The 21,802-nt window shown below is 42.2% G+C and carries 24 protein-coding genes and 4 tRNA genes; 5 read left to right on the forward strand and 23 right to left on the reverse strand.

Features of this window, described 5'->3' with window-relative positions; all coding sequences use genetic code 11:
• The first annotated feature begins 39 nt into the window (after positions 1-39).
• Positions 40-1,410 carry a siroheme synthase CysG gene (gene cysG / locus K1T76_RS02940; RefSeq protein WP_019837056.1) on the forward strand — a complete coding sequence of 457 codons (1,371 nt, stop codon included), beginning with the start codon at positions 40-42 and terminating at the stop codon, positions 1,408-1,410.
• An 89-nt stretch (positions 1,411-1,499) separates the two neighbouring features.
• Positions 1,500-1,979 (forward strand): tRNA (cytidine(34)-2'-O)-methyltransferase, encoded by a 480-nt coding sequence (locus tag K1T76_RS02945; RefSeq protein ID WP_019837057.1) that lies wholly within the window; start codon positions 1,500-1,502, stop codon positions 1,977-1,979.
• Between the two features lie 183 nt (positions 1,980-2,162).
• On the opposite strand, the gene K1T76_RS02950 is transcribed toward K1T76_RS02945, so the two are convergent.
• The 7 genes from K1T76_RS02950 to rpoD form a co-directional block, all read right to left on the reverse strand.
• Positions 2,163-3,400, reverse strand: a protein-coding gene (locus K1T76_RS02950; protein WP_230244049.1) for an IS3 family transposase whose coding sequence is annotated in 2 segments (ribosomal slippage) — positions 2,163-3,064 and positions 3,064-3,400 — 1,239 coding nt in all. Because the reading frame shifts where the segments join, the coding sequence is not laid out codon by codon here.
• A gap of 103 nt (positions 3,401-3,503) precedes the next feature.
• The gene (locus K1T76_RS02955; RefSeq protein WP_019837058.1) at positions 3,504-4,898 is read right to left on the reverse strand and encodes an APC family permease; all 1,395 of its coding nucleotides are present in this window, start codon (positions 4,896-4,898) and stop codon (positions 3,504-3,506) included.
• 267 nt (positions 4,899-5,165) lie between these two features.
• Entirely contained in the window at positions 5,166-6,350 is a 1,185-nt protein-coding gene (locus K1T76_RS02960) for an iron-containing alcohol dehydrogenase (RefSeq protein WP_019837059.1), read from the reverse strand.
• 1 nt (position 6,351) lies between these two features.
• Positions 6,352-6,885: a hypothetical protein gene (locus tag K1T76_RS02965; RefSeq protein ID WP_026438100.1), complete on the reverse strand. Its 534-nt coding sequence runs from the start codon at positions 6,883-6,885 to the stop codon at positions 6,352-6,354.
• Between the two features lie 75 nt (positions 6,886-6,960).
• Positions 6,961-7,617 (reverse strand): lipoyl(octanoyl) transferase LipB, encoded by a 657-nt coding sequence (gene lipB, locus K1T76_RS02970; RefSeq protein ID WP_070153958.1) that lies wholly within the window; start codon positions 7,615-7,617, stop codon positions 6,961-6,963.
• 153 nt (positions 7,618-7,770) lie between these two features.
• Positions 7,771-8,064, reverse strand: a complete 294-nt coding sequence (locus tag K1T76_RS02975; protein ID WP_019837061.1) for a YbeD family protein — start codon at positions 8,062-8,064, stop codon at positions 7,771-7,773.
• 114 nt (positions 8,065-8,178) lie between these two features.
• On the reverse strand, positions 8,179-10,065 hold the full coding sequence (gene rpoD, locus K1T76_RS02980; RefSeq protein WP_019837062.1) for an RNA polymerase sigma factor RpoD: 1,887 nt from the start codon (positions 10,063-10,065) through the stop codon (positions 8,179-8,181).
• 373 nt (positions 10,066-10,438) lie between these two features.
• Between rpoD and K1T76_RS02985 the strand changes: the two genes are divergently transcribed.
• Positions 10,439-10,639, forward strand: coding sequence for a PA3496 family putative envelope integrity protein (locus K1T76_RS02985; RefSeq protein WP_019837063.1), 201 nt, complete (start codon positions 10,439-10,441; stop codon positions 10,637-10,639).
• Positions 10,640-10,707: 68 nt separating this feature from the next.
• Complete coding sequence (locus K1T76_RS02990) at positions 10,708-11,232, forward strand: YecA/YgfB family protein (RefSeq protein ID WP_070153956.1); 525 nt, start codon at positions 10,708-10,710, stop codon at positions 11,230-11,232.
• Between the two features lie 138 nt (positions 11,233-11,370).
• On the opposite strand, the gene K1T76_RS02995 is transcribed toward K1T76_RS02990, so the two are convergent.
• The 5 genes from K1T76_RS02995 to trhO form a co-directional block, all read right to left on the reverse strand.
• Positions 11,371-11,913, reverse strand: coding sequence for a hypothetical protein (locus K1T76_RS02995; RefSeq protein ID WP_019837065.1), 543 nt, complete (start codon positions 11,911-11,913; stop codon positions 11,371-11,373).
• A 225-nt stretch (positions 11,914-12,138) separates the two neighbouring features.
• Entirely contained in the window at positions 12,139-12,555 is a 417-nt protein-coding gene (locus K1T76_RS03000; RefSeq protein WP_070153955.1) for an ABZJ_00895 family protein, read from the reverse strand.
• Between the two features lie 48 nt (positions 12,556-12,603).
• Positions 12,604-13,218: a DedA family protein gene (locus K1T76_RS03005; RefSeq protein ID WP_019837067.1), complete on the reverse strand. Its 615-nt coding sequence runs from the start codon at positions 13,216-13,218 to the stop codon at positions 12,604-12,606.
• A gap of 75 nt (positions 13,219-13,293) precedes the next feature.
• On the reverse strand, positions 13,294-13,581 hold the full coding sequence (locus K1T76_RS03010) for a hypothetical protein (RefSeq protein ID WP_070153954.1): 288 nt from the start codon (positions 13,579-13,581) through the stop codon (positions 13,294-13,296).
• Between the two features lie 336 nt (positions 13,582-13,917).
• The gene (gene trhO / locus K1T76_RS03015) at positions 13,918-14,850 is read right to left on the reverse strand and encodes an oxygen-dependent tRNA uridine(34) hydroxylase TrhO (protein ID WP_070153953.1); all 933 of its coding nucleotides are present in this window, start codon (positions 14,848-14,850) and stop codon (positions 13,918-13,920) included.
• 218 nt (positions 14,851-15,068) lie between these two features.
• Here trhO and K1T76_RS03020 point away from each other — a divergent pair, with 218 nt between their 5' ends.
• Positions 15,069-15,554 (forward strand): DUF1289 domain-containing protein, encoded by a 486-nt coding sequence (locus K1T76_RS03020; protein ID WP_230244050.1) that lies wholly within the window; start codon positions 15,069-15,071, stop codon positions 15,552-15,554.
• A 105-nt stretch (positions 15,555-15,659) separates the two neighbouring features.
• On the opposite strand, the gene panD is transcribed toward K1T76_RS03020, so the two are convergent.
• The 11 genes from panD to K1T76_RS03075 all read right to left on the reverse strand — a co-directional run bounded on the left by panD (position 15,660) and on the right by K1T76_RS03075 (position 21,761).
• The gene (panD, locus tag K1T76_RS03025) at positions 15,660-16,040 is read right to left on the reverse strand and encodes an aspartate 1-decarboxylase (RefSeq protein ID WP_004972232.1); all 381 of its coding nucleotides are present in this window, start codon (positions 16,038-16,040) and stop codon (positions 15,660-15,662) included.
• 146 nt (positions 16,041-16,186) lie between these two features.
• Positions 16,187-16,768, reverse strand: coding sequence for an aminoacyl-tRNA hydrolase (gene pth, locus K1T76_RS03030; RefSeq protein ID WP_230244051.1), 582 nt, complete (start codon positions 16,766-16,768; stop codon positions 16,187-16,189).
• 18 nt (positions 16,769-16,786) lie between these two features.
• Positions 16,787-17,083, reverse strand: a complete 297-nt coding sequence (rplY, locus tag K1T76_RS03035; protein WP_070153949.1) for a 50S ribosomal protein L25 — start codon at positions 17,081-17,083, stop codon at positions 16,787-16,789.
• Positions 17,084-17,185: 102 nt separating this feature from the next.
• On the reverse strand, positions 17,186-18,139 hold the full coding sequence (locus K1T76_RS03040) for a ribose-phosphate pyrophosphokinase (protein ID WP_004972226.1): 954 nt from the start codon (positions 18,137-18,139) through the stop codon (positions 17,186-17,188).
• Positions 18,140-18,175: 36 nt separating this feature from the next.
• Positions 18,176-18,250, reverse strand: a tRNA-Gln gene (locus tag K1T76_RS03045).
• A 93-nt stretch (positions 18,251-18,343) separates the two neighbouring features.
• Positions 18,344-18,418 (reverse strand) — tRNA-Gln (locus tag K1T76_RS03050).
• A gap of 19 nt (positions 18,419-18,437) precedes the next feature.
• Positions 18,438-18,512 (reverse strand) — tRNA-Gln (locus tag K1T76_RS03055).
• Positions 18,513-18,539: 27 nt separating this feature from the next.
• Positions 18,540-18,614 (reverse strand) — tRNA-Gln (locus tag K1T76_RS03060).
• On the reverse strand, positions 18,613-19,443 hold the full coding sequence (ispE, locus tag K1T76_RS03065) for a 4-(cytidine 5'-diphospho)-2-C-methyl-D-erythritol kinase (protein WP_026438066.1): 831 nt from the start codon (positions 19,441-19,443) through the stop codon (positions 18,613-18,615). The genes K1T76_RS03060 and ispE overlap by 2 nt, the downstream gene beginning before the upstream one ends.
• A gap of 19 nt (positions 19,444-19,462) precedes the next feature.
• On the reverse strand, positions 19,463-20,041 hold the full coding sequence (gene lolB, locus K1T76_RS03070; RefSeq protein ID WP_070153948.1) for a lipoprotein insertase outer membrane protein LolB: 579 nt from the start codon (positions 20,039-20,041) through the stop codon (positions 19,463-19,465).
• Positions 20,042-20,048: 7 nt separating this feature from the next.
• The gene (locus K1T76_RS03075) at positions 20,049-21,761 is read right to left on the reverse strand and encodes a tetratricopeptide repeat protein (protein ID WP_201787567.1); all 1,713 of its coding nucleotides are present in this window, start codon (positions 21,759-21,761) and stop codon (positions 20,049-20,051) included.
• Positions 21,762-21,802: the final 41 nt, after the last annotated feature.

Here is a 21,802-nt window from a genome sequence, read left to right on the forward strand (position 1 = left end):
CTTTAGCTCAATCAGATCTAAAAAATATAGAGGCGTATCGTGGAAATTTTCCCAATCTCTTTAAAGTTGCAGCAGCAACGTTGCCTGATTGTGGGTGGTGGACATATTGCTTATCGTAAAGCACTGTTACTGGCTAAAGCGGGCGCAAAAATTGATGTACTTGCTCCTGAAATTGATGACAATTTACTGCAACTGGTGCAGCAGAGTCAGGGGCAGTATGTGCAAGATGTTTTTAGTTCATCTACTGCGCTGCGTCACTATCGTTTGGTGATTGCTGCAACAGATAACAACCTGGTCAATCAGCAAGTTTTTGCAGCTTGCGAAGCCGAAAATGTGCTGGTCAATAGTGTTGATGATCCGCCACATTGTCGTTTTATGGTGCCTGCGATCATTGACCGTTCGCCTTTAGTGATTTCAGTTGCAAGTAATGGCACATCTCCCGTGTTATCACGTCAAATTCGTACTCAACTGGAAAGCAGTATTCCGCATGGTATGGGCAAACTGGCTGAGTTTTCAGGTCAGTGGCGTGCAGCGGTAAAACAGAAAATTGTAAATCCAGAAGAGCGCCGTATTTTTTGGGAGGAGCTATATGCCAGTCCTCTTAAAGAACAGGTGTTCAATGACAATCTTGACGCTGCAAACCAAAGTATCCAACAGGCTTTAGCGGAATGGCAAACGCCAAAAGGCGAGGTGTATTTGGTTGGTGCAGGGCCAGGTGATCCTGAGTTACTGACCTTAAAAGCCTTGCGTTTAATGCAGCAAGCCGATGTGGTGATTTATGACCGTTTGGTGTCTGCACCCATTTTGGAATTGTGCCGCCGTGATGCTGAAAAAGTTTATGTTGGAAAGGCGCGCTCTAACCATGCTGTGCCGCAAGAAGGTATTAATGCGTTATTGGTTAAATATGCACAAGCAGGTAAGCGAGTTTGCCGTTTAAAAGGTGGTGATCCTTTTATTTTTGGGCGTGGCGGTGAAGAAATTCAAGAGTTGTATGAAGCAGGTGTGTCATTTCAGGTCGTACCAGGCATTACTGCAGCGTCGGGCTGTGCGGCTTATGCGGGTATTCCACTGACCCACCGAGATTATGCACAAAGTGTACGTTTCTTGACCGGGCATTTAAAAGAAGGTTCGCCTGAATTGCCGTGGTCAGAATTGGTGTATGAAAATCAAACCTTGGTGCTGTACATGGGCTTGGTTGGCTTGGAAAGCATTTGTGCAAAACTGATTGCGCATGGACAACGGGCGGATATGCCTGTCGCTTTAATTTCTAAAGGCACGACACCTGAACAAAAAGTGGTAGTGGGGACGTTGGCGAATATTGTCAGCAAAGTCGAACAGCACCAAATTCAGGCGCCTACCTTGACCATTATTGGTGAGGTGGTCAATTTACGTGAACAGTTAAAATGGTAATGAATCTCTCGCCATCCCTCTTTTAAAAGAGGAGAGTTGCTACATTTTTAAGGGAGCTTAGGAGAGATTGTGAAAAGTAGAGAAAATTTGTGATCCACGTTGTTTTATATGAGCCTGAAATTCCAGCTAACACAGGCAATATCATTCGTTTATGTGCCAATACAGGTGCGCAATTACATTTGATTAAGCCATTAGGTTTTGAATTGGATGATAAAAAGCTGAAACGTGCAGGTTTGGATTATCACGAATGGGCACGTATGCAAATTTGGGACAATCTTGAGCAATGTTTGGCTGATTTAGATCGTAAAGGTGTGGGCTTGGATGCGATTTATCCATTGACCACCAAAGGTACAGAAACACCACATACTTCAGATTTAAACCGACCTGTTGCCTTGTTGATGGGGCCTGAAACTCGCGGTTTGCCTGAAGCTGTACGCATGTTGTTTCCGCAGCAGCACTGGATTCGTTTACCAATGGCAGAAAACTCACGCAGTTTAAATTTGTCTAATGCAACGGCTGTGATTGTGTATGAAGCATGGCGTCAGCAAGGTTTTAAAGTATTGCTCTAATTTGACCATTAATTTATTTCAAATTTAGTGCGATCTTGAGTATCAATGATCTGCGTTGATGAACAAAAAGCTGAGATAAAATTGTACTCAGCTTTTTTATTTTTGGTTATTTTACTGATAAAAACTTATAACCCATTTTGTCTTGTCCTGAAATAGATTGACAGTATTCCACTTCAAACCGAGTTAAGCAATTAGCTCGGTTTTAGTTTGCTCATACGTCTGATTCGGGGTGTTCATATTTAAACTTAAATGTGGTCTATAGCAATTATAAATCATGATAGATTCCGCAATTAAGTGATCTAACTCCTTCATAGTTTGACATCGTGTAGTTAAAAACTCCTGCTTTAATATTCCATTAATCCGCTCTGCTAATGCATTCTGGTATGAGAAACACTGTTTCGCAAGGCCTCCATCTGTCATGGAAGGACATATCCCATAATGGCGCAATGCCGATTGATATAGCTCAGAGCAATATTGAGCACCTCTATCTGAATGATGAATCATCCTAGTCGCTCGATCTGTCGCTTGCTGCATCGCCATATGTAGAGCCTGCACAACATTCTCCGCACGCATATCATTCGATAACTTATAACCTTTAATCTGTCGGGTATAAGCATCTGTCACCAAGGATAAATAATGCACACCTTCAGCACTCTCAACATAGGTAATATCACTAACAAAGACTTCATTGGCTTGCACTGCTGAATAATCCTTTAATAAATTTGGATGCTTCTTCATCCAATGCTTGCTATCCGTAGTTTTTGTATAGCGACGCTTAGGGCGAATCAATAAGTTATTTTCTTTCAATATTTTAAATAACTGATCCCGTCCACACTTTAAACCACGTTGCAACAATTTGCCTTTAATAAGCCAATACAGCTTACGTGTTCCGATACTTGGCATGAGACAGCGATATTCCATAACCAACTCAAGTATTTGTTCAGTTGCTTGTGCAGTCATTTGAGCACGTTTTTCTGCTTGATAATAAGCTTGTCGGGTGATTCCCAACCACTGACAATAACGTGAAACGCTTAGTCTTCTTTGGCTTTGCCAATCTTTGAAACGTGCTCGGTATACTTTTTTCCAAGATCAGTCCCACATTCTTTATCAATGTGATAAATCACATCCTGAATAAATTCAGTTTTAAGCTTTTCTGCGGCTAACTGCTTTTCTAATTGGCGGATTCGTTGTTGGGGTGTCAATTGGCGTTTAGAAGAAGTAGGCATATTCGAAGTCCAATCCTGTTGTCCGTGCTTGCGTAACCATACCAGCACAGTTGATCTTCCTTGAATACCATATTTTGCCTGAGCTTGTTTATAAGTAATTTGCACTTTTTCTACTTCATGTACCACCATCATTTTAAAGGCGAAGCTATAATCACGTTGTGTGCGCTTAACTCGTTGTTCTCGTGCATGTTCCATAAAATAAGTCTCTTAAGGTGTAAACTTATTTCAGGACGGGACATTTTAGACATAAGAAAAGGCGCATAAAGCGCCTGATCTGAAGATTGAGAAGCTATTTGTTTTAGCGATCATCAAACTCATTGTGCTGCGGAGCAGGGTGTTTAAAGCCTTTGGTTTTATAACCGAGGTATAAAACCCCAAACATCGCCCACCATAAGCCATACTTCAATGAAGTTTCATCGACTTCGAGCCATAAAGCAAACACTGCAATAAAGCCACATAACGGTACGATCACAAAATTGAGAATGTCCTTAAAGCCTTTGGTGCGACCATCACGCAGCGCATAACGTGAAATCACCGATAAATTCACAAAACTAAATGCGGTGAGAGCGCCAAAACTGATCAATGAAATCACAAAATCTAGATCCATAAAACCAGCAGTTAAGGCTACAGCACCCACAATTAGAATGTTGTATGAAGGCGTGTAGTTACGTGGGCTGATATGACCAAAGAGTTTTTTGTTGATCACGCCATCACGACCCATCACATACATTAAGCGTGATACACCTGCATGCGCTGAAATACCAGATGCCATGACCGTTACAATTGCAAAGGTCAGTACATAAGATTGGAACAGCGAGCCACCCACCAACAGTAAAATTTCTGGCTGAGTTTCTGCGATATTTTTAAAGTAGCTACCCGGTTCATTCGGGAAATAAATTTGCATGAAATAGGTGCTAACAATGAAGATTACGCCTGCAATTAGTGCAGTTAAGAAAATCGCTTTTGGTAAGGTTTTCTCTGTATCTTTGGTTTCTTCTGCAAGTGAGCTGAGTGAGTCAAAGCCTGTAAATGAGAAGCAGAGTAGGGTTGCACCCGTAATTAATGCACCTACCGAGGTAAGTTCATTCCAGAAAGGCTCTAAGCTCCATAACTGATAGCGTTGTTCTGCGGTAATAGGGCCATCGGCATTAAAACCAGCTTGTAATTTGGTGAACATCATCCAAGTAAAGACACCAATCACCACCAACTGGATTAACACAATCAAGCTGTTGAAGTTCGCCACAAAGCGCGCACCACGCAAGTTAACACCTGTCATGAATGCGGTGAGTACCACCACCCAAATCCAGTGATTCACTTCAGGGAATAACGCTTCTAAATAAATCACCGCCAAAATAATATTGACCATTGGCGAGAGCAGGTAATCCAGCCAGGATGACCAACCCACCATAAAGCCGACGTTGGGGTGAATGGATTTTTGTGCATAGGTATAGGCCGACCCTGAAGATGGGTAACGACGAATCATGTGACCATAACTCAAAGACGTGAGCAAAATGGCAACTAGTGCAAAAATATAAGATGTGGGTACGTGAAAATGACTTTCTTCCGATACTAAACCGAAAGTGTCGAATAACGTCATCGGTTGAATATAGGCTAAACCAATAATAATGATGTGCCAGAGCCCTAGCGTTTTTTGCAGTTTAGCTGCCGATTGAGTCCCAGAGATATTTGTCAACGGCGTTATCCTCTTAATCGTTGATCAAGGATCAGTCATGTTTGTTCAGGATTGTTTGAGACGAACAATCCCCCCTACATAAAAAGTAAAAACGCGCCAATCTACTCCATAATGATGCGCTTTGTCAGTATCTTTGTTTTCTTTTTTAGCAGAAAATATGCCACATTGATGAAAAAATATCAGACGCAGCAGTCTACCAATGAAAAGCCCGATGTTTAGAAAAACATCAGGCTAGATTTTCGGTTATATTGGCCTATTTTGTAGGAATTACCAAGCCTTTTTTAAGATAGCTTTGAGTTCTTCTAAATTGGCCTCTTTCGGGTTATAAATAATCGAACCATCGTTCAGGGCTTTTTCAGCCACTTCATCTAATTGCGCTTCGCTGACTTTACCCGTTTCTTGTAAAGTTCGTGGTAATTTGGTCAGTGCGTATAAGCGGTCACGAATGGCTAAGAGTGTCGAAATGGTTTTATCGGCACGTAAATGTGCAGGGGTTTGTGCGTAAACATCTGCGCCAGCCAATGGTAATAGCAGTTCGGCAATTTTATCAGCATTGACGTCTTTGTTGTATTCCAACACGTATGGCAAAAATAAATTCATGCAGAGTCCATGTGGTAAATGCGCCACAGCACCCAAGGCATGACCTAAGGAATGGACCAAACCCACCATAGAATTTGAAAACGCAATCCCCGCCATGGTTGATGCTTGTGCCAGTTCCAAACGGCCTTGTTCATCGCTTGGGTTGTCTAATACATTGAACAGGTTATTGCTGATTTTTTTAATTGCTGCCGTAGCATAAGCATCAGAAATTGGGTTGGCTGCCATGCAACTATAAGCTTCAATGGCGTGCGTCATGGCATCCATAGCCGTCATTGCTGTTAAATGTGGTGGCAAAGTTTGCGTCATACGCGGGTCTAAAATGGCTGCATGTGGCATTAAGTAATACGATGCAAACGGCATTTTGACGTTCTTTTCGGTGTCGGATACCACCGCAACCATCGTGACTTCTGAACCCGTGCCTGATGTAGTAGGAATCACAAAAAATGGTTTCAGTGGGCGCGGTAAGTTATGTGCACCTGAATATTGCAACAAGTCATCACCGCCTTCGCTGACTAAAATATTGGTAGCTTTAGAGGTGTCAATGACTGAACCGCCACCCACCGCAATAATGGCATCACAGTTGTTTTCACGGTACAACTGCGCAGCACGACGAACTGTTGCCACACTTGAATCTTGCGGGACATCATCAAAAACATAGCCAATCACGGCATCGGTAGATTCAAAAGCTGCTTCAATCGGGGCAAGCAAATTGTTGGAACGCACGCCTTTGTCAGTAATGATCATTGGGCGTTGTGAACCGAGTGTCGCCAATTCAAACGGAATATGTTCTAACGCAGCATGACCTGCAATGACTTTGACTGGGCAAAAAAATTCGTAATAAGGCTTCGCCATGTTATGCACTCCGTTTGAAATAAGATTGGGCAACTTTTAAATAGATATTGGCTGCACCTGATAGTTTTTCTTTTAAGCTGAGTTCAGTCGGATATTGTTTTACCGCCAGTTCTGCCAGTAATTTAGGCAAGATGAGCGCTTCCATTTTATTCAGGCAACGTACCAAGCGAATTGCATAAGATACATCACCATCGGCAATCATGCGGTCATGCGCAAAAGCCTGTGCGGTACTTTCCTGAAATGAAAACACTAAAAATGCATGATTTAAGTGTTTGAAGGTAATGGTTAAATCGGGTTTTTGTGCCGTATTCTGTAACAGTTCTAATTGATGATCCGCAGTGACTTTGGCAACAAAGGCTGGACCATTCGGAAAAACTTTCATAGACAACACAAAGTTGCTGGGAAATTTGGCAACTTCTTGTTTAATTTCTTCATCGACCTGACTTGCCATGACTAAACCTCTGCCAATCACATCCATCATGAGTTTGACATAGGCCAGTTGCAAAGCGGGTTTCACAGATTTAGTTGAAATCACGCGCTGAATCCCTGTGTTATAAATCATTATTTAGAGTAAATACTCTATTTTATTTCTTATTGAAAAGAAAGCCATTTATACGTGAATGACTTGTACGTCATTAAAGTAACCGCTGTTTTGTAAAGTTGCAATGATATCTGCGCAGAAGTTTTCAAAATGTGGATAGTCATTGACTAAATCCATCACACGTACCATTTCCAAACCTGCATAGCCGCAAGGGTTTATACTTTGAAAACCTGTTAAATCACAATCAATATTAAGAGCTAAACCGTGATAACTACGACCTTTGCGAATTTTAAAACCGAGCGAGCCAATTTTTCGTTCATTGACATATACTCCTGGTGCATCGGCTTTGGCATAGGCATCAACGCCGTATTTTTTTAGCAGTTCAATCATCAAATTTTCGGCATAAGACACCAACGTACGGACATTCCAGCCTAAACGGTTCAGGTCAAACATGAAATAGGCAACCAATTGACCTGGGCCATGCCATGTAACTTGACCACCGCGATCCGTCTGTACTACAGGAATATCCGTTGCCATTAAGATATGTTCGGCTTTACCTGCTTGCCCTTGGGTGAGTACATTAGGATGTTGCAAAATCCAGAGTTGGTCAGGGCTGTCAGCATCACGTTGTTCAGTCCAGTATTTCATTTCCTGAAAACGTGCTTCATAGTCAGTCAGGTCATGATATTGACGAATAATCAGGTTTGGCCGTTGTGCAGTATCCACAGAGATGCAGTCCTATCCATAAAAGCAAGAAATTGATTTTATTATACGAAAATGTCGTGGGTGTAGGGGATTTGTGGATGGAATAAGATTTTAGCAGCACAGAAACAAAAAAACACGCCCGAAAGCGTGTTATTTGAAAATCAATCTACAAAATTACAATGCAGTTTTAATCAAAGGGCAGGCTGCCAAATCTGCATAAATGGCATGCACTTGTTCCAATTCTTCAAAACGCAATTGTGCTGTAATTGAATGATACTTGCCTGTGCGTGATGGGGTAATGCTGATGCTTTGTGCATCAAACTCAGGGAAGTGTTTCACTAAAATTTCAACCACAGCAATACGCAGTTCATCACCCGCGTCACCAATGAGTTTAATTGGGTAATCCATTGGAAACACCCAAAGATGCTCTTGCAGTTCACGAGATGGGGTACGGTTGAATAACGTCATAAGCGTGTGTCTCTATCTCTATATCAAACGCCTGCTTAGGGCAGGCGTTTTTTGGTCTTGTTGAATAAATGAGGCTGAATTTTAAAATTTCAATAGCTCATTTATGCAGCAATTTTAGTCATTTTCTAAGAATGAACGTAAGTGTTCAGAACGAGAAGGATGACGAAGTTTACGTAAGGCTTTGGCTTCAATCTGACGGATACGTTCACGGGTCACATCAAACTGCTTACCCACTTCTTCCAAAGTATGATCGGTTGGCATATCAATACCAAAACGCATTTTCAGAACTTTGGCTTCACGTTCAGTCAAATTTTCAAGCACTTCACGGGTCGCTTCTTTTAAGCCTTCAGAGGTTGCCGCATCAACAGGTGAGGTGATGTTGCTGTCCTCAATGAAGTCACCCAAATGAGAATCTTCATCATCACCAATTGGCGTTTCCATAGAAATCGGCTCTTTGGCAATTTTCAGCACTTTACGAACTTTAACTTCGTCCATTTCCAAACGTTCGCCTAATTCTTCTGGAGTCGGTTCACGACCCATTTCTTGAAGCAATTGACGCGATACACGGTTGATCTTGTTAATAGTTTCGATCATGTGTACTGGAATACGAATGGTACGCGCTTGGTCGGCAATAGAACGGGTAATCGCCTGACGAATCCACCATGTTGCATAAGTCGAGAACTTATAACCACGACGGTATTCAAACTTGTCTACCGCTTTCATCAAGCCGATGTTACCTTCTTGAATCAAGTCTAGGAATTGTAAACCACGGTTGGTGTATTTTTTCGCAATCGAAATCACCAAGCGTAAGTTGGCTTCAACCATTTCTTTCTTCGCACGACGGGCTTTAGCTTCACCTACTGCCATACGTTTAGAAATGTCTTTGATGCCTTTCACATCTAAGCCTAACTCTTTTTCAATGTCGGCAATTTTTTGTTGGAATGCCAAAATATCTGGACGTACTTTTTCCAAATAACCTTTTTGGTCGGCAGGTGCTTTGGCAATGTGCTCATCTAACCAAGCAAAGTTAGATTCCTGACCTGGGAATGAGGTACGGAATACAGTACGATCCATACGACCACGACGTACCGCATAACGCATCACTTCACGTTCAGCAGTACGAATTTGTTCATGTGTACCACGAATCATTTCCGAAATAATATCGAATAAACGTGGCGTAAATTTAAACATCATGAATACCGTCGCTAAAGCTTCTAAAGCTTCTTGTGCTTCGGCACTTTCACGACCATGTTTTTCAATAGCTGCAATTTTTGCAAGATAAGCCTGTTCCAATTCACCAAAACGCATTCTTGCAATTTCTGGGTCTGGACCTGAATCTGCTTCTGATTCTTCTTCGGCTTCAGCCTCTTCTTCCTCATCGTCATCATCAAGTTTAACGTCTTTGGTCGGTTTGTTGCTGGTATCTTCTTCTTTGTCTAAATCGGCTTCGTCCTCTAAAACTTCTGGAATTTCTTCATCGGTTTCAGGGTCTAAATAACCTGATAAAATATCAGCAAGGCGACGTTCACCTGCTTCATAATCTTTATATTCTTGCAGTACCACTTGCACAGCGTTTGGCCAGTAGGCAATCGAGTGAAGTACATCGCGAATCCCTTCTTCAATACGTTTCGCGATGCTAATTTCACCTTCACGCGTTAACAGCTCAACCGTACCCATTTCACGCATATACATGCGCACAGGGTCTGTGGTGCGACCAGGCTCATTTTCTACAGAGGCAAGTACGGCGGCAGCTTCTTCTTCAGCAACTTCGTCGGCAGCTTCCGCATTACCCTCAAACATTGCATCATCAGATTCAGGCGCACGTTCATGCACAGGAATACCGACGTCTTGAAGCATTTGAATAATGTCTTCAATCTGCTCGCTTTCTGTGATTGAGTCCGGGAGATGATCGTTAACCTCAGCGTAAGTTAGGTAACCTTGCTCTTTGCCTCGGCTAATCAGAGCCGCTACTTGCGAAGTAGGGGAATTCATATCGCTCATCTTTGCTTACTCTTCGTTGAATCTGTGGCAGTGAAAAACCGTGCATGATAGCACAATTCGCTTTAAATAAGGGGGGAATTGATCAATCAAGCATGATTTTAAAATGATGTTTGAATGAAGAATTTGATAGGAATATGGGGCTTTAATACTGTTTTTCAAGTCAATTTCCTTTTTGCCCACAAAATATTTTTATGATTGGGGCGAATCTCAAATAATGATACTAACTTGTCCATAAATACACAAATTTCCCCCAAGGCTGCAAGCGGTTTATGTTGCAGTTATTTGAAAAAAATAAATAAAACTTGACAATGGTGAAAAAGGCAGATAAATAGCGGCTTGACCCTTCACATTTTTTCATTCTGAGGTAGTTTTAGTGTCTTCTACAGATTTTGAACTAGATGATAACTACGGTGATGATGATGTTAATTTCGATGAGGCATCAAACAAAATAAGCGCGAAAGAATCTTTAGAAAAGCGCCGTTTGATTGATGATTTACTCGCACAACGTCGTTTGGAGCGTGAGCTCAAAGATTTTGATTACGATTTTGACGATGATGACGACGAAGATGACTAAAATCAGGTACTGTATCGGGCATTGAAAATGTTATGCTACACCCCTAAATTGACACCGATGGATTTGAAATGACTGCTTTAGATTTAGACCTGTTAAGTGAATATCTAGATGGCGACCAAAACGAGCATGGTCTAGACTTCGCTGCAACGCATGGTTTCTTGTGCGCCATTGCAGTTGGACCTCAATTTGACCCATGGTTAAATGAATTGTTTGAAGGCAATCAAAAGAAAGTCCCTGCCGAAATTATTGCGCAAATTGAGGCTTGGTTAGAAAGCATTCGCCAAAGTTTAGCCAATGAAGAAGGCATTGAGTTTCCATTTGAAATTGAAGAAGCAGAAGTTGATTCAAGTTTAGGTGATTGGAGCGTTGGCTTTGTCGATGCGATGTTCTTAAACGAAGAAGCGTGGTTTAGACCTGAATTTGAAGAACAATTGGTTGATTTAACTTTGCCAATGATGGTGTTCAGTGGCATTGATGAAGAAGATCCACAGATGGAAGCTTTCCGTCGAAACGGTCAGTTAATGGACGAAATAGCAGAAGAAATTCCTGAGAATCTGAATGAGTTGTATTTAATGTATCACACGCCTGATTAAGCTGCAAAATTTATTTGAGAGATTCAGTTTTTTGCATATATGAAGGGTTTATCCGCAAAAAGCACTGCTAAATGCAGTGCTTTTTTGTGGCTCTAAGATGAATAGATTTGTGCTATATATGTAGCGGAACTTTGCCCACTAGCGTGTAGCGCGATCCCAAGCATCTTTTACCGCAAATTTGGCTTGTTCCCACGTTAAGCGAGAACTCCCTTTAATATGTTCCCATTTCCCTTTTAAATCGTGTTCCACATCTTCAAAGCGGGTATGTGCATCATAGTGTGGGCGGTTTTCATAACCAACACGGTAGGCATTTTGATAGTCACGTTCATATTCTAAATCGGGGTAATGACTACGTGTTTGAGCATAATAGTCTGTATTGAGACTATTGGCACGCCAGTACGTTTCTTCTTCTGTAGGGTTTACTGCTTCTGCAGCGCCTTTACCAGCCAAGCCACCAACAACGGCACCTACAGCACCACCCACCACAGCACCTACTGGACCACCTAATGCGCCAACGGTTGCACCTGTTGCCGCACCCCCAACTGCGCCAAGACCTGTACCAACAGGGTGTGCACCAGGTTCTCCTGTAATTGGGTCGGCATTTAAACGATCACGCTCTTCTTTGGGTAAGTTTTTAACCACATCACGGTCAATCTTATCATTGCGTTCAAAATCTGACATCCGAATCACCTTTTTCTCTTTGTATGCGTTATTGCGTTTTTATATTCATAAACCGCTATGAATAGGTTTAATTTACGCTGCTACAATGTAGATTTGTACTCTATTCAGAATGTGTTTCAGTTACAGCGCATGTCCGACGTAAATTTATGTGTCATATATCAGCCTGATGTTAATTTTAAGTGTTTACTGTTATGGTTCAATGTAAAATACGCGCTTTAGGTAAGCTTATAAAAACGTTTTGTGATAATAACGATTCGCATACCAACCATAAGCAACATGAAAAATTGCGCCATGAATTGCAATCAAACACAGCATCACCACCGCAGACAAAGCCAGTCCTGCTTTATCTGCAGCTTGTAAAATGGCCTCAGCATTCGGGTTCATGAGCACTAAGAAAAACACAAAGAAGCTGCCAATAATAATCGCGACTGCACTTGAGCCCCAGACCAGTTGAATTTTTTCATCACTGCTCGGTAAGCGTTGTTCTTTTTTGACAAAATGTCCTGCGCTAATGAATGCTGCGGCAATTAATGCAGGGAGTAAGGTTAAGCCACCTAAGTTCAGACCAAAAATCAATACGCTAATGAGTAAGACCAGCGCAATACTGTAAACCGCAGCAAAAAATAATAAATATGGTTTCATGTCTGATTTTCCCCAAAAAATTGATTCAATTACGCAGCAACGAGCGCATTAGTCACGCATTTTACGTTTATGCCTACGGTATAAAAGCATGGCGATGACTAAGAGCACCAAGCCGATAATGACATGACTGACCTGACTGAAAATTTGCTGCATCAATTGTTGGTTTTCACCAAAATAATAACCCAGGCAGGCTAAAAAAGTGGTCCAGATGATTGTGCCTAAACCACTATAAAACATAAATTTCCAAAATGGCATGTGACTCATGCCTGCAGGAATACTAATCAGAGAACGAATGGCGGGAATCATGCGCCCAAAAAATACAATCCGATGTCCATATTGTTCAAACCAATGTAGGGAGTTTCGGACATCTTGTTCTTTAATCCATAGATATTTACCGTAGCGATTCACCCAGTGGTAAATACTTTCGTGTTTACAGCGATAACCCACCCAATACAACACTGCCGCCGCGACCAATGAGCCGATACAGCCCGCAATAATGACACCCAATAGCAATAATTGCCCTTGCGATGCAGAGTAGCCTGCAGAGGGCATAATAATTTCAGAGGGAACAGGTGGAAAGACATTATCCAGAAACATCAACAGGGCAATACCTAGGTAGCCCAGTTGTTCCATAATGGAAATAATCCATTCAGTTAAGTTCATGCAAGTCGTGCTTTAGAAAAGTGCTTCTATCCTAAGCAGTATTGGTCAAACAGTAAAGTCTTGCGCAATCTGGACTTAATCAAGCTCTGCATGGGTCAGGGTATAGATATATACACGTCTTAAGCTATACGCCACGAGGATAGGGATGGCACAGAGCAGGGCGTAATTCAAGAAATGCGCTTGCAGATGGTAGCCTACAAATGCCGCAATAATACCGCCTAAAATTGCACCTAAAGCTACAATAAAAGTATGTGATTTATGTTCCAAACAATCTTGCATTGTTGCACTATGCGCAGCAGTCACCGCTTTTACAGGCGTAAAACGTAGTGTGTGCATTGAATTTGAAATTGTTGTTTTAGGCATAGCGTCACTCCTGATTGCGGCATATAAATTTAGGAATACATAACGATCCTTGAATTTTGGGTCACGGAATATGTTGAGTTTGTGCTGAACATCCGCACGAATAGAGCCACAAATTTTGTGGCTTATTTTGATTGAATGCTATCACCTAATCAGGGGATATTGCGCAATGCTTGGTAAACATGCGTTGTAATTTTATGTTCTATGTAATCTTGCATGAAGCGTATAGATGGACATAAAAAAATCCCCATACAGGATGAGGACTTTTCATGATCGATGGTCGATACAACATTAACATGGCTTTAATTAGCCTTATTGATGTGTATGAGCCTGTATTGATTACAGACGTTTACGTTTAGCTGCGGCAATTTGTGATTGGCGCATACGGAAACCTTCTTTTTGTTTCTCGCTGGTTTTATCAATACAGTACACGCAAGATACGCCGTGTTCATAGCTTGGTAATTCAACTTCTTTAGGCAGTAATGGCCAACCGCAAGCATGACATTTGGTGTTTTGACCTTCTTGCATGCCATGTGTTACCGCTGTACGACCATCAAATACGAAACATTCGCCTTCCCATAAGCTTTCATCGGCTGGTGTTTCTTCTAAGTATTTGAGTACGCCACCTTTTAAGTGATAGACCTCGGTAAAACCTTCTTGTAACAATAAAGAGGTCGATTTTTCACAACGAATCCCGCCTGTGCAGAACATCGCAATTTTTTTGTCTTTATGCTGTTCTAGGTTTTTTTTCACATATTCTGGAAATTCACGGAACGTTTCAGTTTTTGGGTCAATTGCGCCCTTAAACGTTCCTGCTTTGTATTCATAGTCATTACGGGTATCAATCAGAATAACATCGTCACGGGCAATCAGTTCATTCCATTCTTTCGGGTCTAGGTAGTGACCGACTAAATCACGTGGTTTTACTTCTACACCCAAAGTCACAATTTCTTTTTTGAGCTTGATTTTCATTTTACGGAATGGCTTTTCAGAGCTATGTGACTCTTTGTATTCCATTGATGTAAAACCTTCATCCCACAGAAATTGATGAACTTGATCAATGGCGGCACGATCACCCGCCACAGTTCCATTAATGCCTTCACCTGCCACAATAAGAGTACCGCAAAGGTTGATTGAATTTACCAAATCTAATAAGCGTTGTTGAAGATCGGCAGGATCTGAAACTTCTTTGAATTGATAAAGTGCGGCAACAACCCAAGTCGTGGTCGCTGGCTGTTCTACAGGTGCAAGCTGTTCTACAGTAGCGTTCATGGAGTACTCCAATAGATGAAAGACAAAAATTTAAGGCGCATATTCTAACCTGCTTTGTGTGAATATGCGAGAAAACCGAGCGCGGTACATGGTTTGTAAAGCACGACACAACATTTTAAAAATGGAGCAGAACGGAGTATGATGCCACTCGTTTCAAAGAAGAATGTTGTGTTCATATTGATGCGTCAACAGGTGTTGTTAAATATTGGAGTGTTGTGTTGAGTAAGGATCGTCAAATTGCCACTTTAACCCCGTGTGCAGGTCGTTGTTCTACGGTGTTTGGTGATGCTGTCTGTCGAGGTTGCCGTCGTTTTAACCATGAAGTGATTCAATGGAATAGTTATACGCCTGAACAACACACTGCCGTTTGGCGTCGCTTAGATGCACAGCTTGATCAGATTTTAGTGCCTATGCTGCCTTTTGCCGACCTGTGTCATGTCGAAGAGTTTATCCGCTCTAAGCGTGTGCGTTTACGTGATGATGCTTCAAAAGGGCGTAAGCTGTATCATGCATTGAAAATTTGTGAAAAAAATCGACATTTTACCGATGAAAGCGGCTTGGGCATTCACGACAAAGAAGTGCGACCTTTGTGGCAAGAGTTTGAACGTCGTGTGTTGGCGCTTGCAACCGCAAGTTATGATTTTGCATTCTTACGTGCCGATGGCATCAGTCATAGCTTATTGCATAGCTTGCAAGATGACTAATTTGTAAGTCTTGCTATGAGGTCTGCAAAGAGTAGACAGACTTTTATTGAGCCATAAAAAAAACTCGCAAAATTTGCGAGTTTTTTTATTTTGTACAGGAATGGCTTAAGCCACTTGTACAGGAATACAGTTTGCAGTGTGGCTCACGGTATTGTCTGGGTTTGCATAGACCAAACGTGGTTCGTGCGCATTGGCTTCTGCTTCAGTGAAGTCACCAAAGGTTGCAATAATAATAATATCGCCTACATCGGCTTGGTGTGCAGCACCACCATTGACTGAAATGATGCCTGAGTTGTCTTCACCACGAATTGCATAAGTTGTGAAGCGCTTACCATTGGTCACGTTCCATACGTGGATTTCTTCATATTCACGAATGCCAGCCAAATCCATGAGTGTTCCGTCAATTGCACATGAACCTTCGTAGTGAAGTTCTGCATGAGTTACAAAAGCACGGTGGATTTTGCATTTTAATAAACGAGATAGCATGGTGAGCGTCTCCTTAGTGGACCTAAGATTTTATCTTATGGTTGAATTCAAACACTGCTTGCTGGATGTCAGTTCCGAGCAGAAAGCGCATTTTGCTCTGAAAATTGCGACATGGCAAGTGTGATTGTTCAACAATTGTGGATTCATCAGTTCGGTTTATAGGCATTGATTTGATTCATGGCTTGTTGTACTTCGCCATTGACCAGTAACTTGATACGACCTAATGCATGTGCAAGTGCATCATCCATTAAAGTTTGCTCGCTACTCGGTGCTTTGCTCAGTACATGACCAGACACGCGTTCTTTTGAACCCGGATGCCCAATACCAATGCGTAAACGATGGAAGTTTGGACCTGTGTGCGGCACGATGTCACGTAAACCATTATGTCCACCATGACCACCACCCGTTTTTAGGCGAATGATCCCTGGGCTCATATCCAGTTCATCATGAGCAATCAGCATTGCCTCAGGTGCAATTTGATAGAATTTGGCGAAGGGAACAACACTTTGACCAGAACGGTTCATAAAGGTTGTGGGTAATAACAGACGAACGTCTTGACCTTCGATATTACCACGTCCGCTGATCCCATGAAATTTAGGATCGACTTTTAATGCGATGCCATATTGATCTGCAAGGCGTTCTACAAACCAGAAGCCTGCATTATGGCGGGTTTGGGCATACTCTTTACCAGGGTTGCCCAAACCAACAATCAGTGAAATATTAGCCACTAATTACACCATAAACACTTATGCGCGTTTGAAGTCAGCGTGCATAGGTGTGTTTTTAGCAGGGTGACGTTGTAACGCTTGAATTTTCACGTTTTCAACTTTGTCACCGACTTTGATTTCTACAACTTCTTCAAAGAAAGCATTGCTTTCTAAAACTTTTACAAGCTCACGAAGTTCTAAAGTGATTGATACTGGTTCAGCGTCGCCACCATAAATGATAGCTGGAACTAATGCAGCGTGACGAAGGCGGCGGCTCGCACCTTTCCCTTGGTTAGCTGCTTCTCGCGCTTGAGCGTTTAATACGAAGTTTGCCATGATAGACATCCTTATTTTGAGTTTAAATAAACTAGATCTGCGACCAATCTAGTGATAGAAAACCCTGCCAAAGTGGCAGGGCTTTGAAAATTCAGCGCATTATTATAGATAAGAATCGAACATTGCGCTAATAGATTCTTCGTTGTTAATGCGACGAATTGTTTCTGCAACCATGCTTGCTACAGATACTTGGCGAATTTTACCAAGTGCTTGTGCTTCTTCTGAAAGAGGAATGGTGTCGGTAACAACCAGTTCATCAATCACAGAATTTTTCAGGTTTTCAATCGCTTTGCCTGAAAGTACAGGGTGGGTCGCATAAGCAACTACGCGGCGAGCACCAAAAGTTTTGAGCGCATCGGCAGCTTTGCATAATGTACCTGCAGTATCTACCATGTCATCTACAATGACACAGTCACGATCTTTTACATCACCAATCAAATGCATCACTTGTGATTCATTCGCTTTTTGACGACGTTTATCGATAATTGCAAGATCGATATCACCCATTTGTTTTGCAACAGCGCGTGCACGAACCACACCACCAACGTCTGGTGAAACTACCATGAGGTTGTCGTGTGACTGTTGACGCAGGTCAGCCAATAGCGCAGGCGTACCATAAATGTTGTCTACAGGGATGTCGAAGAAACCTTGAATTTGGTCTGCGTGCAAGTCAATCATCACCACACGGTCAATACCTACAGTGGTGAGCATATCTGCAACCACTTTAGCGGTAATTGGAACACGCGTAGAACGAGGACGACGGTCTTGGCGGGCATAACCGAAGTAAGGAATCACGGCGGTAATACGACCTGCACTTGCACGACGCAACGCGTCAGCCATCACCAAGATTTCCATGAGGTTGTCATTGGTTGGCGCACAAGTAGGTTGTACGATAAATACGTCTTTACCACGGACATTCTCGGTAATCTCTACAGCAATCTCACCATCAGAGAAGGTAGAAACTGATGCAGCACCTAAAGGAATGTGCAAGTGGCTTACGACTTTTTGAGCGAATTGTGGATGCGCGGTTCCACTAAAAACGACAAGATTGGGCATGAAGCACCCTTGGCGGTTGGTGTATGTAGGAATAGATGGCAGGGGTAGCTGGATTCGAACCAACGGATGCCGATATCAAAAACCGGTGCCTTACCACTTGGCGATACCCCTAATGCGGCAGAACTTTAATATTTTTACGGCACTCTGTCAAGGTGAGTTAACAGGATAACGCGAATAAAGGGTGTTCTGTCTAATGCGAGAAAATGGCAGGGGTAGCTGGATTCGAACCAACGGATGCCGATATCAAAAACCGGTGCCTTACCACTTGGCGATACCCCTAGATTTGATCACTGTAAGATGGCAGGGGTAGCTGGATTCGAACCAACGGATGCCGATATCAAAAACCGGTGCCTTACCACTTGGCGATACCCCTAATACAGTAATCTACAGGTGAATGAGATGGCAGGGGTAGCTGGATTCGAACCAACGGATGCCGATATCAAAAACCGGTGCCTTACCACTTGGCGATACCCCTATTGTACTGTGAAATGTCGTAATGGAGATTCATTTAAGCTATACACTAAGTACGCAGTACATGGTGAGTTCGCCAAAATGTGGTCTACATTCATTTCTGTAGTCACTTCAGTAAAGACACAAGCACCTGTACCTGTAAGCTTTGCTTGACCAAACTGGTCTAAATAACGCATTGCTTCATCTACTTCGGAGTATAAATTTCGCGCCACAGGCTCAAAATTATTTCCAAAGTCAGATGGCTTTATCTGATAGCCGCAGAATTTAGTGGGCTTCGTGTTTCTTGTCAATGTTTTTTGTGAAAAAAGTAGTTGAGTGCTGATAAAACAGTCAGGTTTTAACACAATATATTGTTTTGGGGCTAAGTCTATGAATGTTAACTGTTCACCAATGCCTTCTGCCCATGCATTGCGACCATACACAAAGATCGGTACATCTGCTCCGAGCTGTAAACCCAGTTCTGCCAGTTTTTGAGTATCGAGGCCACATTGCCAAAGTTGATTGACCACAATTAAAGTGGTTGCGGCATTGGATGAACCGCCGCCAAGCCCTGCACCCATAGGGATGTGCTTCTCAATTGCTATATTTAAACCTGTGGTTTGTTTCGCGTAAGGCATTAAAATTTGCGTGGCTTTGTAAATCAGATTTTGTTCTAAATCGACGCTGTTTAAACCCTGAATGTGAATGCTTTGAGTATCATTGATTTCAAATTCTAGCCAGTCATATAAATCAATCAGTTGAAAAATAGTCTGCAATTCATGGTAGCCGTTGTCACGACGCCCAGTAATGTGCAAAAACAGATTTAATTTGGCAGGTGAGGGTACACGAATCATGACTAAACTTGGCAAGTGATTAACGATTTTGGATGAGCATTGTAATACGGTTTTCTTGCCCTGATTCAAGTCCCTGTTTCAAAATCAGGCGGTTTGGCAAACTGGCACTGTCGTTATAGCTCAAATCGACTGTCCAACCATCTTCAATAAATTGAGTTGGGCGCTGTTGGGGATCTTTTTGAATTTGGGCATTGACCGTTGCAGGTCGGGCTTGTACCCAATCGACCAAGTGGGTGATAGGCGCTTGCCAGCCCGTGGCTTGTTCTAACAGTTCTTCAGGACTTTCTGCATAAATTAACCCTGTTTTGGCACTATTGAGGGTGACTTGTCCAGGTTTTCCGTTAATTTGTGTTTTCCCAACGCCTAAAATGCCGCTCAGTTCAATGTCAAACTGCTGTTGCTGCTGTACCCAAGTAAAAAAGGCACTGCCAGATTGCTGTGGAGTGCGCACGCCAATTTTGCCTTGCAAGTTAAATTGATTTTCAGCTTCAACTTGCTGTGAAACATTGGCTGGTTTTTGTACGAAAGGCTGACAACCTGTCAGCACAAGGCTACTGGTGGCAAAAAGGGTTAATCCTAATTTTGAAAATAAACGCATGAATCATTTAACTCTTTTTAACTGGCTGCGGTAACAATAGCGAATTTAATTGTTGCAATTGCGGATCATTCGGATGATTTTGTTGTAATTGTTGTAACACTTGGCTGAATTTTTGAATATTACCTTGCATATACAACGATTTTGCATAACGTGAGCCAATCGCGGCACTATGACTCAGTGCGTAGGCTTTTTCCAACGCTTGAGCCGAAGCGGTATAGTCATTTTGTAAATAGCTGACATAACCTAAGGTATCTAAAATAGAGGCCTGTTCAGGAGCAAACTCAAGTGCTTGCTCAACATAGCGACGCGCTTCGTCTAAACGGCGATTTTGAAGCGCAAGGGTATAGGCGTACGCATTTAAATAGGTTGGGCTGTTCGGCTCAATTTCCAGTAACTTGGTGAGCAGTTGATCCAGTTTGTCTTTTTCCTGATGTGCATCGAGTAGTAAGACTTCTGAATAGATCAGATCAGGATCATCGGGTAGGTTTTTGATGGCTTCATCCAGCAAACGCAGAGCCGCTTTTTTATTGTCCATACGTTTTAAAATATCGGCCTGTGCCTGATATAAAAAACTGGCATGCTGTGGATAATTGACCCGTTCCTGCGTTAAAAAGCGCAGTGCATCGTTTAGTTTATCTTGCTGGGCAAAAATACTGATCATGTTGCGACGTGAAACGGTATAGAGGCTACCATCGACCAAACGATAATAGGCTTTGGCTGTTTCAAAATGCTGTTTACGTTCGGCATTGACCGCCAAATAGAAATAGGCTTCGTTTTGATATTGTGCCGAATAGCGCAGCTCTACCAAATACTTTTCAGCTTTTTCGTATTGTTGTAAGTCAATACTGGTCAAACCTGCAATAAATAAGGCTTCATCTTCCGTAGGCCATTTTTTTAAAATGGCTTCCAGCTTTGTTAGCGCCAAAGTTGCTTCATTTTTTTTGACCAGATATTTGGCTTCGGCTAAACGGACTTCAAAATTATTTTTGTGTTTACGGCTAGATTTGGCATACCAAGCTGCTGTTTCTTCTTCATTGCCGAGCGCGCTCAATAAATTGGCTTTCATTAAAATATAGCCAGTGACTTTCGGGCGTTTACGCAACGCTTGGTTAATGGTATCGAGGGCAGCTTGATATTGTCCATTTTGCGCTTTTAAACCTGCAATTAATACCAAAATCGATGGATTGAATTTGGCTTTGCTGGTGCGCAGAGCTTGAATCAAAAACTCACGGTCTTCCACAGATTCAGGAGAAATGCCTGCCAAAATTTGTTCTAAGTCAGCCGTTGCATCAATATTTAGAATTTTGTCTAAGGTTTCTGCGGCTAAGTCGTACTCATGTGCTTTTAGCGCAATGTGCGCCAAATAAAACAGCGCAGGCACATCGGATGGTTCTTGTACTACCCAATGTGTTGCAATGTCTAGTGCGGCGCTTAGGTCGTTTTGTTCAATCGCAACATTTAGGGCGCGTTGCTTAATAGAGGTCGAGTTATTCTTAATTGCCAAGACAGTATAGTTGTGTAATGCCGTTGGAATATCACCATAAGCCAAGGCAAACTCTGCGACCATGGTTTGTTTTACCGCATTATAATTTGAATTTGCATGATAAATTTCTTCAGATGCTCTAAGATGAGCAACTGAAGCCATGCTACCGACCAGTAAGAATGTGGTAGAATATTGCTTAATTGTAGCGCCGTATGGTCGGCTATTTGTTTGACGCAATTTTTTCTTTATCCAAGTAATGCTTTTTATGACACCGTTAT

It is taken from the genome of Acinetobacter sp. PW68 (genome assembly GCF_020982655.1).
Classification (GTDB): Bacteria; Pseudomonadota; Gammaproteobacteria; order Pseudomonadales; family Moraxellaceae; genus Acinetobacter; species Acinetobacter towneri_A.

Coding starts and splice junctions, on each gene's coding strand:
- K1T76_RS02960 (WP_019837059.1), bottom strand. CDS start 6,350: ATGGCGAAGCCTTATTACGAATTTTTTTGCCCAGTCAAAGTCATTGCA.
- K1T76_RS02975 (WP_019837061.1), bottom strand. CDS start 8,064: ATGACGTTATTCAACCGTACCCCATCTCGTGAACTGCAAGAGCATCTT.
- rpoD (WP_019837062.1), bottom strand. CDS start 10,065: ATGAGCGATATGAATTCCCCTACTTCGCAAGTAGCGGCTCTGATTAGC.
- K1T76_RS02990 (WP_070153956.1), top strand. CDS start 10,708: ATGACTGCTTTAGATTTAGACCTGTTAAGTGAATATCTAGATGGCGAC.
- K1T76_RS02995 (WP_019837065.1), bottom strand. CDS start 11,913: ATGTCAGATTTTGAACGCAATGATAAGATTGACCGTGATGTGGTTAAA.
- K1T76_RS03000 (WP_070153955.1), bottom strand. CDS start 12,555: ATGAAACCATATTTATTATTTTTTGCTGCGGTTTACAGTATTGCGCTG.
- K1T76_RS03005 (WP_019837067.1), bottom strand. CDS start 13,218: ATGAACTTAACTGAATGGATTATTTCCATTATGGAACAACTGGGCTAC.
- K1T76_RS03010 (WP_070153954.1), bottom strand. CDS start 13,581: ATGCCTAAAACAACAATTTCAAATTCAATGCACACACTACGTTTTACG.
- trhO (WP_070153953.1), bottom strand. CDS start 14,850: ATGAACGCTACTGTAGAACAGCTTGCACCTGTAGAACAGCCAGCGACC.
- panD (WP_004972232.1), bottom strand. CDS start 16,040: ATGCTATCTCGTTTATTAAAATGCAAAATCCACCGTGCTTTTGTAACT.
- rplY (WP_070153949.1), bottom strand. CDS start 17,083: ATGGCAAACTTCGTATTAAACGCTCAAGCGCGAGAAGCAGCTAACCAA.
- K1T76_RS03040 (WP_004972226.1), bottom strand. CDS start 18,139: ATGCCCAATCTTGTCGTTTTTAGTGGAACCGCGCATCCACAATTCGCT.
- ispE (WP_026438066.1), bottom strand. CDS start 19,443: ATGATTCGTGTACCCTCACCTGCCAAATTAAATCTGTTTTTGCACATT.
- lolB (WP_070153948.1), bottom strand. CDS start 20,041: ATGCGTTTATTTTCAAAATTAGGATTAACCCTTTTTGCCACCAGTAGC.